Annotated in this window: 12 protein-coding genes; 3 read left to right on the top strand and 9 right to left on the bottom strand. The window is 58.6% G+C overall.

Features of this window, described 5'->3' with window-relative positions; translation table 11 throughout:
- The first annotated feature begins 224 nt into the window (after positions 1 to 224).
- Both dnaK and dnaJ read left to right on the top strand, forming a co-directional pair.
- Positions 225 to 2,126, top strand: coding sequence for a molecular chaperone DnaK (gene dnaK, locus DA915_RS00310; RefSeq protein WP_107674733.1), 1,902 nt, complete (start codon positions 225 to 227; stop codon positions 2,124 to 2,126).
- An 89-nt stretch (positions 2,127 to 2,215) separates the two neighbouring features.
- Positions 2,216 to 3,352: a molecular chaperone DnaJ gene (gene dnaJ, locus DA915_RS00305; RefSeq protein WP_003507223.1), complete on the top strand. Its 1,137-nt coding sequence runs from the start codon at positions 2,216 to 2,218 to the stop codon at positions 3,350 to 3,352.
- A gap of 122 nt (positions 3,353 to 3,474) precedes the next feature.
- Here dnaJ and DA915_RS28775 read toward each other — a convergent pair whose 3' ends face one another.
- On the bottom strand, positions 3,475 to 3,717 hold the full coding sequence (locus DA915_RS28775; protein ID WP_162687143.1) for a hypothetical protein: 243 nt from the start codon (positions 3,715 to 3,717) through the stop codon (positions 3,475 to 3,477).
- A gap of 237 nt (positions 3,718 to 3,954) precedes the next feature.
- On the opposite strand from DA915_RS28775, the gene DA915_RS00295 reads away from it, so the two are divergent.
- Positions 3,955 to 4,542, top strand: coding sequence for a TetR/AcrR family transcriptional regulator (locus tag DA915_RS00295; RefSeq protein WP_107674728.1), 588 nt, complete (start codon positions 3,955 to 3,957; stop codon positions 4,540 to 4,542).
- Positions 4,543 to 4,545: 3 nt separating this feature from the next.
- On the opposite strand, the gene DA915_RS00290 is transcribed toward DA915_RS00295, so the two are convergent.
- From DA915_RS00290 to rpmF, 8 genes are all read right to left on the bottom strand, one after another.
- The gene (locus DA915_RS00290) at positions 4,546 to 5,097 is read right to left on the bottom strand and encodes a DUF924 family protein (RefSeq protein ID WP_107674726.1); all 552 of its coding nucleotides are present in this window, start codon (positions 5,095 to 5,097) and stop codon (positions 4,546 to 4,548) included.
- Between the two features lie 13 nt (positions 5,098 to 5,110).
- Complete coding sequence (locus tag DA915_RS00285; protein ID WP_035213112.1) at positions 5,111 to 5,323, bottom strand: SlyX family protein; 213 nt, start codon at positions 5,321 to 5,323, stop codon at positions 5,111 to 5,113.
- Between the two features lie 148 nt (positions 5,324 to 5,471).
- On the bottom strand, positions 5,472 to 6,977 hold the full coding sequence (locus DA915_RS00280) for a tripartite tricarboxylate transporter permease (protein WP_003507211.1): 1,506 nt from the start codon (positions 6,975 to 6,977) through the stop codon (positions 5,472 to 5,474).
- A 9-nt stretch (positions 6,978 to 6,986) separates the two neighbouring features.
- Positions 6,987 to 7,448 (bottom strand): tripartite tricarboxylate transporter TctB family protein, encoded by a 462-nt coding sequence (locus DA915_RS00275; protein ID WP_035213079.1) that lies wholly within the window; start codon positions 7,446 to 7,448, stop codon positions 6,987 to 6,989.
- Positions 7,449 to 7,545: 97 nt separating this feature from the next.
- Positions 7,546 to 8,529 carry a tripartite tricarboxylate transporter substrate-binding protein gene (locus DA915_RS00270; RefSeq protein ID WP_060723017.1) on the bottom strand — a complete coding sequence of 328 codons (984 nt, stop codon included), beginning with the start codon at positions 8,527 to 8,529 and terminating at the stop codon, positions 7,546 to 7,548.
- A gap of 197 nt (positions 8,530 to 8,726) precedes the next feature.
- Positions 8,727 to 10,073 (bottom strand): sigma-54 dependent transcriptional regulator, encoded by a 1,347-nt coding sequence (locus DA915_RS00260; RefSeq protein ID WP_080865692.1) that lies wholly within the window; start codon positions 10,071 to 10,073, stop codon positions 8,727 to 8,729.
- Positions 10,070 to 11,872, bottom strand: a complete 1,803-nt coding sequence (locus DA915_RS00255; RefSeq protein ID WP_162686210.1) for a sensor histidine kinase — start codon at positions 11,870 to 11,872, stop codon at positions 10,070 to 10,072. The genes DA915_RS00260 and DA915_RS00255 overlap by 4 nt, the downstream gene beginning before the upstream one ends.
- Before the next feature lie 187 nt (positions 11,873 to 12,059).
- Positions 12,060 to 12,245, bottom strand: a complete 186-nt coding sequence (rpmF, locus tag DA915_RS00250) for a 50S ribosomal protein L32 (RefSeq protein WP_003507205.1) — start codon at positions 12,243 to 12,245, stop codon at positions 12,060 to 12,062.
- Positions 12,246 to 12,340: the final 95 nt, after the last annotated feature.

The following is a 12,340-nucleotide window of genomic DNA, read 5'->3' as shown; positions in this document are numbered from 1 at the left end:
GTCGCGTTTTTTCGTTTCGACAGGCGTTGATGGCTATGCTTCTGCACAGACAGGGGTTTCTTGCGCTTTTTTGCTGCGCTTCCCCCTCTCTTGCGCCTTGCAGCAGGAAAAATCGCTCCTTATATACGCCGCATAACTGCAGCGAATACTGCAAATCCAAGTCAAGGAGTTGTCAATGGAATGCCTCACGGGGTTCCGACGGCTCGCTTCAAGGAGAGAAGAGCATGGCAAAAGTAATCGGTATCGACCTTGGCACGACCAATTCCTGCGTCGCAGTGATGGACGGCAAGGACACGAAAGTAATTGAAAACGCGGAAGGCGCGCGCACCACGCCGTCCATGGTGGCATTTTCCGACGATGGCGAACGCCTTGTCGGCCAGCCGGCCAAGCGCCAGGCGGTCACCAACCCGACCAACACCCTGTTTGCGGTGAAACGCCTTATCGGTCGTCGTTACGAAGACCCGACTGTCGAAAAGGACAAGGCCCTCGTTCCCTTTGAAATCGTCAAGGGCGACAATGGCGACGCATGGGTGAAGGCTCAGGACAAGAATTATTCCCCGTCGCAGATTTCCGCGATGATCCTTCAGAAGATGAAGGAAACGGCTGAATCCTATCTCGGCGAAAAGGTCGAAAAGGCCGTCATCACCGTTCCGGCCTACTTCAACGACGCCCAGCGCCAGGCTACCAAGGATGCCGGCCGTATCGCCGGTCTGGACGTCCTGCGCATCATCAACGAGCCGACCGCGGCAGCGCTCGCCTACGGCCTCGACAAGAAGGACGGCAAGACGATCGCCGTTTACGACCTTGGCGGCGGCACCTTCGATATTTCCGTTCTGGAAATCGGCGACGGCGTTTTCGAAGTGAAGTCCACCAATGGTGATACCTTCCTTGGTGGTGAAGACTTCGACATGCGTCTGGTCGAATATCTGGCCGGTGAGTTCAAGAAGGATCAGGGCATCGACCTGAAGAACGATAAGCTCGCCCTTCAGCGCCTGAAAGAAGCTGCTGAAAAGGCAAAGATCGAACTGTCGTCCTCGCAGCAGACCGAAATCAACCTGCCGTTCATCACGGCGGACGCTTCCGGCCCGAAGCACCTGACGCTGAAGCTGACCCGCGCCAAGTTCGAAAGCCTGGTGGACGATCTGGTGCAGCGCACCGTCGCGCCTTGCAAGGCAGCGCTCAAGGATGCCGGCGTTTCCGCTTCCGAGATCGATGAAGTCGTTCTCGTCGGTGGCATGAGCCGCATGCCGAAGGTGCAGGAAGTCGTCAAGCAGCTGTTCGGCAAGGAGCCGCACAAGGGCGTGAACCCGGATGAAGTGGTCGCCATGGGCGCCGCCATCCAGGCCGGCGTTCTGCAGGGCGACGTCAAGGACGTTCTGCTGCTCGACGTGACGCCGCTGTCGCTCGGCATCGAAACGCTGGGTGGCGTCTTCACCCGTCTGATCGATCGCAACACGACGATCCCGACGAAGAAGAGCCAGACCTTCTCGACCGCCGAAGACAACCAGTCGGCCGTGACCATCCGCGTTTCGCAGGGCGAGCGTGAAATGGCCCAGGACAACAAGCTGCTCGGCCAGTTCGACCTCGTCGGCCTGCCGCCGTCGCCGCGCGGCCTGCCGCAGATCGAAGTCACCTTCGATATCGACGCCAACGGCATCGTGCAGGTTTCGGCGAAAGACAAGGGCACGGGCAAGGAACAGCAGATCCGCATCCAGGCCTCCGGCGGTCTTTCCGACGCCGACATCGAAAAGATGGTCAAGGACGCCGAAGCCAATGCCGAAGCCGACAAGAAGCGTCGCGCCGGTGTCGAAGCCAAGAACCAGGCCGAAAGCCTCATTCACTCCACCGAGAAGTCGGTGAAGGAATATGGTGACAAGGTTTCCGACACCGACCGCAAGGCAATCGAAGACGCCATAGCCGCCCTGAAGACCGCTGTCGAAGCCGCTGAGCCTGACGCAGACGACATTCAGGCGAAGACCCAGACCCTCATGGAAGTTTCCATGAAGCTTGGTCAGGCCATCTACGAAGCGCAGCAGGCCGAGGCCGGTGATGCTTCTGAAGGCGGCAAGGACGACGTCGTCGACGCCGACTATGAAGAAATCAAGGACGACAAGAAGTCCGCATAATCGCGTGACTTCCCGTCTCCTGACAACATATGCAAGACATCCGGCTGCCGAGTGCAGCCGGAAATCCATTTGCGGGGCTTGTTAACTTAATGGCGAAAGCAGACTTTTACGAAACACTCGGCGTCAGCAAGACCGCGGACGAAAAAGAGCTGAAAAGCGCCTTCCGCAAACTCGCGATGAAATACCATCCGGACAAGAACCCGGATAACGCCGAATCCGAGCAGAAATTCAAGGAAATCAACGAAGCCTACGAAACGCTGAAGGACCCGCAGAAGCGCGCGGCCTATGACCGTTTCGGCCACGCCGCATTTGAAAATGGCGGCATGGGCGGCGGCGGTGGCTTTGGCGGCGGCGGTTTCGCCAATGGCGGCTTCTCCGACATCTTCGAGGACATCTTCGGCGAGATGATGGGTGGTGGCCGTGCGCGCCGCTCTTCCGGCGGGCGCGAACGCGGCGCCGATCTTCGCTACAACATGGAAATCACGCTGGAAGAGGCCTTCACCGGCAAGACGGCGCAGATCAGGGTTCCTACCTCGATCACCTGTGATGTCTGTTCGGGCTCTGGCGCCAAACCAGGTACACAGCCGAAGACCTGCGCTACCTGTCAGGGTTCCGGCCGCGTGCGCGCAGCACAGGGCTTCTTCTCGGTGGAACGCACCTGCCCCACCTGCCATGGCCGCGGGCAGACGATCTCCGATCCGTGCGGCAAGTGCCATGGTCAGGGCCGTGTAACGGAAGAGCGTTCGCTGTCGGTCAACATTCCCTCGGGCATTGAAGACGGCACCCGCATTCGCCTGCAGGGCGAAGGCGAAGCCGGTATGCGGGGCGGTCCGGCGGGCGATCTCTATATCTTCCTGTCCGTGCGTCCCCATGAGTTCTTCCAGCGCGACGGTGCCGATCTTTATTGCACCGTACCGATCTCCATGACGACGGCAGCGCTTGGCGGCACCTTCGATGTCACGACACTCGATGGCACCAAGTCACGCGTCACCGTTCCGGAAGGCACCCAACCGGGCAAGCAGTTCCGTCTGAAGGGCAAGGGTATGCCGGTACTGCGTTCTGCGCAGACGGGTGATCTCTATATCCAGATCCAGATCGAAACCCCGCAGAAGCTCAGCAAGCGCCAGCGCGAGTTGTTGCAGGAGTTCGAGCAGCTCTCCTCCAAGGAGAATAACCCGGAATCCACCGGCTTCTTTGCCCGGATGAAGGAATTCTTCGACGGCTGATCTCGCTATATCACCTGCCATCCCGGAATGCTGCGATCCTTTCGGACCGCAGCTTTTTTCTTCACATTCTTGGTTTTTCCGTCTAGCCCCCAGCGCTCGCCGTGACATTCGCGGGGTGATGGTCACTGGTCGAACGTGTTTTCCGGCACCTTAACTATGAACCAGCCGAGATATTTTTGGACGTTGGGGCTGATAACGAACACGATGCTGCAGATCATGAGCGGAGCGATCAGCAGCGTGCGATGCCAGATCTGCCAGTCTTCAGTCAAAGGCATCAGCACGTATAATAGACCGGTAATCAACAGGTAGACCGGTGCGAACATGACCAGCGCTAGTCTCAGCTTTGACGGGCGGGGCGATATCATGGGCGCGGCTTCATTCTTCCTATTCGAAACAGTGTGCATATCAGTAACCCAGATTGAAACGATACGTTTCGTATATATAGAAACGAAACGTATCGTTCAATCATAAAAACTGCTAGAGCCTTCCTAAAGTTCGAAACCGCTTCACCTCCGGAAGTATTGAGACAAGAGCCGTCGACGTTCTGGAAAAAGTGGAGATACTCCCGATGCCGGGTCGAAAATCAGGAAGGATACGATTTGATGGCGAATGATGAAAAGAGACGTTCCATCGGCGCTCAACGTAATCCTGCAAGCCAGGCAGCTATTCTATCGGCTGCTGAGGCCTTGTTGTCGGAGGCAGGCCTTGCCGGCTTTTCCATCGAAGCCGTCGCCCGGCGCGCCAAAGCGGGAAAGCCGACGATCTATCGCTGGTGGCCCTCCAAGACAGCCCTGCTTCTGGACGTTTATCATATGAACAAGCAGGCGGACACGCCTGTCGACACGGGAAGCGTGGAAGAGGATTTATTCGGTTTTTCGAAACATCTTTTTGACTATTGGCGAAACGGGAGCGCGGGTGAAGTCTTTCGCTCCGTGCTGGCGGAAGCCCAGCACGATGAAAAGGCTCAGGAGGCGCTGTGCGATTACATCCGCGAACGCTGGAGGCAAGCCGGAGACATTGTTCAAAAAGGTAAAGATAGAAATGAGATCGCAGAGTGGGTTCAGCCGGAGCTCGTTATCGAGACTATTGCTGGCTTTGCATGGAACCGGTTGCTGACCAATCGGCTTCAAATAACGGATGATGAGCTGCGCATCCTTCTGCGTCAAATTTTGAACGGAATCCGTAAATAGACGTCAGCCGGAAAAGCCGCCTTCTTCCAGATATTGCCGTTCCTCTGATGTCGTTTCCCGCAGCAATATGTCGTTGCGATGCGGAAAGCGGCCGAAACGTTCGACGATATCCCGATGCTCTTCGGCATGGTGAAGATATAGCCCGCCAAGCGGCTGGTTGAGAGTGCAGGCACGCCGCTGGGCGGCGATATTCTCCGCATGGGAAAAGGGCAAATAGAAGAAGACGCGCAAATCCTCGCTCACGGCCTGATCATGGCCACGGCGAATGGCCTCGTCGGCGAAAAGCCGCGCCAGGGGGTCTGTGGCATACATGTGGGCGGTGCCACGAAAACAATTGCGCGGAAACTGATCCAGCAGAAGCATCAGCGCAAGGCTGCTTTCCGCACCCTCCAGCCAGTCATCCAGTTCGCGCCGTGCTGCCGCGAAATGGGCATCGCGGAAACGGTCGTGGAAATGACTGTCGAAGGCGGCATCCTTGTCGAACCACTTGTCCGGCCCGGCCTTCTTCCAGAAATCGACGATATCGGCGGCAAGCGCGGCTGTGTCGTTTTTCATCTGCTCTTCCCTGTCAATAATGCGGTGGCCGGGTGATCGCAGGCGCGTCCAGCGATTGCTCCTCAAGGCTCAGGAACCTCTCCGTCAAGCGGTCGAGCTTGGCGCGGGTCTGCTCCACCACCTTCCACTGTTCCGCCAGCTGGTCGGACAGTTCCTCTATCACCTTCACCTGATGCGCGACCGTCTCCTCGAGCGCGATGATCCGTTTTTCGGTTTCCGACGTCATATCGACCTCTCTTTCCAGCCCTTCCTTGGGCCTAAAAGCTTGCGAGTCAACCATATGTCGCTTTCGTGAAGCGAATTCGTCATGGTGATCCGGAAACGGAAAAAGCCGGCGAGGTTTCCATCGCCGGCGTCGGGAAGTTTGATATTGCTTAGTCTTCTTCTACGAAAACCTCTTCTCGTTTCTTCTTCACGCTTGGCAGGAAGACGACGATCAGCACTGCCAAAGCGATGAAAAGCAGTGTGGCGCTGATCGGCCGGGTGACGAAGGTGGTTGGATCACCGCGGGACAGGATCATCGCGCGACGCAGGTTTTCCTCCAGGAGCGGGCCAAGCACGAAACCGAGGAGCAGCGGCGCCGGCTCGCAGCGCAATTTCACCAGCACGTAGCCGATGAAGCCGAAGAAGGCGACGGCATAGAGATCAAAGACGTTGGAATTGACGCTATAAACTCCGATGGCGCAGAAAGCCATGATGATGGGGAACAGCACATAATAGGGCACCGTCAATAGCTTAACCCACAGCCCGATCAGGGGCAGGTTCAGGACGACGAGCATCAGGTTGCCGATCCACATGGAGGCAATGATGCCCCAGAACAGCGCCGGCTGCTCGATTGCAACGTTTGGACCCGGCACGATCCCCTGAATGATCATCGCCCCAATCATCAGCGCCATCACCGGATTGGCGGGGATGCCGAGCGTGAGCAGCGGGATGAAGGAGGTCTGGGCGCCGGCATTATTGGCCGATTCCGGACCAGCCACACCGGCCACCGCGCCATGCCCGAATTCCTCCGGGTTCTTGGAGACGCGTTTTTCCACCGTGTAGGACGCAAAGGCCGCGAGGATGGCGCCGCCGCCCGGCAGGATGCCGAGCGCGGAACCGATAGCCGTGCCGCGTAGCACCGGGCCAACCATTTTCCGGAAATCCTCCCGCGTGGGCATCAGCCCGCTGACCTTGGCGATCAGCACCGAACGGGTGCGCTCGTTTTCGAGGTTGCGCAGGATTTCGGCGATACCGAAGACACCCACAGCCACGGCGACGAAGTTCAGACCATCGGCATATTCGCGGATGCCAAGGGTGAAACGCGGCGTACCACTATAGATATCTGTGCCGACCAGACCGAGCAGCAGACCAAGCACGACCATGGCCAGCGCCTTGACGATGGAGCCATGGGCAAGGGCGATGGACGAAACGAGGCCGACGACCATCAGTGAGAAATATTCCGCTGCACCAAACTCCAGCGCAATTGCGGTCAGAGGCGGCGCAAAGATCGCCACGAGGAAGGTGGAAACCGTGCCGGCAAAGAACGAACCGATGGCGGCAATGGCGAGAGCAGCCCCTGCCTTGCCCTTGCGCGCCATCTGATAACCATCGATGGCGGTGACGGCAGAGGAGGATTCGCCGGGCATGTTGATCAGGATGGCCGTGGTGGAACCGCCATATTGCGCGCCATAATAAATGCCGGCGAGCATGATCAGCGACGAGACGGGCTCGAGCTGAAAGGTGATGGGCAGCAGCATGGCAATGGTCGCCGTCGCGCCGATGCCGGGCAACACGCCGATCAGGGTGCCGAGCAGCACGCCGATCAGGCAGAAGAACAGGTTTGCCAGCGATGAGGCAGTGACGAAACCGAGAGCAAGATTATCAAGCAAATCCATCGCAGCACCTCAAAATTTAAGCCAGGGGCCGAAGCGCTGGAAGGGCAGGCCGAGACCGTAATTGAAAACAGCGACGGAGAAGGCCGTGATGGCTGCGGAAAGAATAATCGCCATGATCGGACTCATCTTGTGCGAGGCAAAGGAGGCGATGAGCGCGCTAAAAAACAGCGCCGGCACGAAACCAAGACCCCGGACAGTGAAACCGAAGAAGATCGGCGCGGGCAGGATGAAGAATATGCCACGCCATGCGATCGCTCCGATCCCTTCCCCGGCCGGGCGGGCTGAGCGGAGGAATATGATGCCACCGAGCAGAATGAGGATGATTGCCAGAACGAGCGGGAAATAGCCCGGCCCCATACGAAAGGCGGTTCCGATCTCCAGCCCATAGGACTGCAAGGCGAAAAAGACGCCAAGTCCCATGAAAATTGCCCCGCAGACTGCCTCGGCAGGGTCATTAAATAATGACTTCATGAAAGATGCCCCTCCACCGCGGCCGGCATCACACCGGTCCGCCTGTTAAAATGATCACGGTCGACCGGCGGCGATGCCGCCGGTCCTTCCGCGCTCATCAGTCGGCATATTGGCCGGCAGCTTCGATCACCGGCTTCCAGCGGGCGATTTCGCTTTCGAGCTTGGCCTTGAGTGCCGCCGGCGTCGCATCGCTTTCCGAAGAGGGCGTGGTGCCCAGTTCGGCAAAACGAGCCGCGACATTCTTGTCCTTCAGCGCGACCTGCAGCGACTTGGAGAGCTTTTCGTTGATTTCAGCCGGCGTGCCCTTGGGCGTATAGATGCCGTGCCAGATGCCAACCTCAAGCTTCGGCAGGCCCGCCTCGACGACCGTCGGCACGTCAGGCAGCACGTCCAGCCGCTTGGCCGTGGTTACGGCATAGGCTTTCACGGTTCCGCCCTGAATCTGCTTGGTGGTGTTGGTGGTCTGATCGCACATGATGTCCACCTGGCCGCCGAGCAGATCGGTCATGGCCGGCCCGGTGCCCTTATAGGGAACGGTGACCAGCGGCGTCTCGATGGCGCTCATGAACAGCATGCCGCAGAGATGCGAGGCAGCGCCAATGCCGGCATTGGCAACCGTGACCTTGTCCTTGTTCGCCTTGGCGTATTCGATCAGCCCCTTCAGATCCTTCGTCTCAAGGGTCTTGCGCGACAGGATCGTCATCGGCACTTCGGTGACGAGACCAACATATTCGAAGGCGTTCAGCGTGTCATAGGCGAGCTTGCGGTAGAGCGTGGCGCTGGTGGCCATGCCGATATGGTGGAGAAGGACGGTGTAACCGTCCGGATCGGACGATGCCACACGACCAGCACCCAGCGTGCCGCCTGCGCCGCCGACATTTTCGACGATGATCTGCTGGCCGAGATCCTTCGACATGGATTCAGCAACAAGACGCGCGACCGTATCCGTCGGGCCGCCGGCAGCAAAGGGCACAACCATGGTGATATTGCGCTCTGGATAGTTCTGAGCGGATGCGGACAGCGCAAAAAGGGAAACGGCAGCGGCGGCAGCAAGGCCGGTGACTGTCTTCAGTATTTTCATCGATTCCTCCCGGATGAAAATGTTCGCCACTTCAGCCGCGCATGCTCCTCCATGGCGACCGGGGTGACATATTTGCGATCCGGGATTGCCGTTCAGCAATGGCGGTCTTGCAGTGGGATGCGCTTTTATCGCTATCGCGAGAGGCAATGGGTGGATTTCGACCCATAAGCACCTATTCATGGGTGGAAATCCACCCACTACACCTCGGTCATGTGCCGGTGCAGCCCGTATTTCTGCATTTTTTCATAGAGCGTTTTGCGCGAAATGCCGAGCGCCTCATAGACGGATTTCAGATTTCCGCCGTGGGCGGCAATTGCATGTGCGATCAGGCTTTTTTCATAAGCCGCGACCCTTGCAGCAAGAGCCGCTTTTCCGTCAGCCTGAAACGGCAACGACCCTTCGGAAACGTCGCTTTCCAGGCCGAGAACGAAACGGTCCGCGGCATTGCGCAATTCACGCACGTTGCCCGGCCACTCACGAAGGGAGATGGCCGAGAGCAGATTTTGCGGCACCTCCATGTCTTCCCGCCCGTAGCGCGCAGCAGCTTCCCGCACGAGATGCAGGAAGAGGAGCGGTATATCGGCACTGCGCTGCGAGAGAGATGGCACGAGAAGTGTAGCCACGTTGAGCCGATAAAGAAGATCGGCACGGAACCGGCCAGCCGCGACTTCCTGTTCCAGATCCACCTTGCTTGTGGCGATGAAGCGAACATCGAGTTCGACCGTTTCATTCGAGCCCAGACGGGTAATCACCCGTTCCTGCAGGACACGAAGAAAACGGCCCTGCAATTCGAAGGGCATGGAGCCGATCTCGTCCAGCAGGATCGTGCCGCCGCGGGCATGTTCGAACTTGCCGTAGCGCGGGCGAAGCGCGCCGGGAAACGCACCCGCCTCATGACCGAACAATTCGCTTTCGATCAACGTCTGCGGGAGGGCGGCGCAATTGATCGCAACGAAGGGCCGGTTGCTTCTGGCACTGATATCGTGAAGCGCGCGCGCCACGACCTCCTTGCCCGCGCCGGTATCGCCGACGATCAGCGTATCGGCGTCCGTCGCGCCAATCGCGCGGATGCGGTATCGCAGATCGACCATGATCTGGGTTCTGCCGGGCAGACGTGTTTCGAGATCGTCGTGCTTGCCCGCCACCGCCTTCAGGCGGCGGTTTTCCAGCACCAGCGCCCGCCGGTCATTCGCCCTTTTGATGATGCCGGCGAGATATTGCGGCGTGAACGGCTTTTCGATGAAATCATAGGCGCCGTTGCGCATGGCGTTGACCGCAAGCTGCACATCACCATGGCCCGTCATCAGGATGACAGGTATTTCCGGATCGAGCTCGCGCACCTTCTGCAGCAACGTCATGCCATCCATGCCAGGCATCCTGATATCGCTGACCACGACGCCATCAAAGCTGTAACCGATGAGTTCGAGCGCATGCTCGGCACTCGCCAGCATGGTGACGGCAAAGCCGGAAAGCTCCAGCGCCTGCGCGGTGGAAAAGCGCAGCTCCTCCTCGTCATCAATCAACAGAACCCGCGACATGGTCATTCCGCAGCCGCCTCCACGCGCCAGGCGGCGGCTGGCAATTCGATCTCGAACTCCGCCCCGCCCTCTTCATGGTTTCTCACCCGCAGCTGGCCGCCAAAATCCTTGATGATGTTGTAGGAGATGGACAGGCCAAGGCCCAGGCCGCGTCCCACACCCTTGGTGGTGAAGAAGGGATCAAAAATGCGCTCCGAAATCGCCGCCGGCACGCCGGGACCACGATCGCGGATAAAAATCGATACCATCTGGCCATGCTGGACGGCTTGCAGCGCAATGTGGCGATCCTCGCGCCCTTCCACAGCATCGGCCGCGTTGGAGATGATGTTGACGAGCACCTGCTGCAATCTCACCGGGCCGGCTTTCACCGCAAGCTGCACCGGCCCGAGATCAACATCCAGCACCGCATCGGCGGCCTTCAACCGCGCACCGACAATTTCGAGCGTATCCCGAAGCACCGCCTCCAGACCCACCGCCGCCATTTTTTCGTTGGGCTTGCGGGCGAAATTCCTGAGATGCTTGCTGATCGACGCCATGCGGTCGATAAGGCCGGAAATGCGCCTGAGGTTTTCCGTCACCTCTGCCAGCCGCCCGCGCTCCACGAGAAGCGAAGCATTTTCGGCATAGTTCTTGGCCGCGGCAAGCGGCTGGTTGAACTCATGCGACAGTGCCGCCGACATCTGCCCGAGGGCTGCAAGCTTGCCGGCCTGCACCAGATCGTTCTGCATCTTGCGCAGCTGTTTTTCCGTCTGGCGGCGTTCGGCGATTTCGTGTTCGATCTCCTGGTTCACCCGCGCCAGATCGGCAGTGCGCTCCTCCACCCGGCGTTCCAGTTCCGCCTGCGCCTCTGCCTGATGGATCAGCCGTTCGCGCAGACGCCGCCGTCTTTGCAGCATGGCCGCAATCACGGCAGCGGCCAGACACAGGCACAGGATTATCGCGATCATCGCGGTCTTGACCTGCGTCCTGAGCGAACCTGTATCCATCAGCACACTGACCGTCCAACCGGCATCGGGCATGGGCTGTGACAGGAGCATATATTCCCTCTCACCGTCGTCCTGGGCGATCGTCATCAGCTGATGCGAACCGAAATTGCCGTTTTTCAACGGCAGTTCCTTAAGGGTGGCATTGGCATACCGGCGGGACGCCTCCGTTCGCGCCAGCCGTTCGGGCGTCAGCGGCATCAGACCGGAATAAAGCCATTGCGGCGTTCCGGTCATGAAGATGATGCCCTCAGGGTCCGAGACCAGAATTCGGTTCTCACCATCGCCGAATGAGGCCTCTATGCCTTCAATATCGACCTTGAAGACGATGACGCCCTTGATTTCCTCATTGAAGAGGATGGGTGCGGAAAAATAATAGCCACGTTTATGGGAGGTGGTGCCAAGCGCGAAGAACCGCGACTGCAAGCCCTTCGCGGCATCCTGAAAATAGGGGCGGTAGCTGAAATTCTCACCAACGAAACTCGTCGGACCATCATAGTTGCTGGCGGCGATGGTCTCCCCGTCGAGCGTGATGATGTAGATATCGGAGGATTCCAGCAGGGTGTTGATGGACTTGAGGTAGACATTGGCGCGCTGGCGCAGCTCGGCATCCTTGGGATGTGCGACCAGTTCCTCAATGTCGTCGTGATCGGCGATCAAGGCGGGCAGCGGCTCGTAACGGTTCAAAAGCCCGCCGAGAGCGGAGACGGCCAACCGGAGGGTCGTGCGGCCCTGCTCGGACATTTCGCCGAAATAGCTTTCCGCAATGATGCCGCCACCTCTCGTCACGGCGCCATAACCGAGACCGAGGCTGAGAAGCATCAACAAAATCCAGCGATATTTCACCGAAGCTCCCCTCCTGTTGCAGGCATCAAACCTGCTCTCCCTAAAAGAGTGTAGGTGGAGCGGCCGAATTTTCCAAGTGAGCGGAAAAGGCAGCCAGACAGTCCCAAAAACAAAAAAACCGGCCACGAGGACCGGTTTTTTGCAAAGATGATTTCAGAAAAGCTTATGCGCTTTCCTTCGGCGTCAGAACCTGACGGCCGCGATACATACCGGTCTTCAGATCGATATGGTGCGGGCGGCGCAGTTCGCCGGAGTTCTTGTCTTCAACGTAGGTCGCAGACTTGAGACCGTCAGCCGAGCGGCGCATGCCACGCTTGGACGGGCTTGTTTTTCTTTTTGGTACAGCCATTTTTGTTACTCCACTTAAGCGGCGAAACAACGGAACCGGCCAGAACCAAAGGCCGAATGTCGGATGTCTCGATATCGGAAATTTGGCGCGCTTAT

The sequence above is a fragment of the Agrobacterium sp. LAD9 genome, assembly GCF_003031125.1.
Classification (GTDB): Bacteria; Pseudomonadota; Alphaproteobacteria; order Rhizobiales; family Rhizobiaceae; genus Agrobacterium; species Agrobacterium radiobacter.
This window is presented reverse-complemented; position numbering and strand designations above follow the sequence as displayed.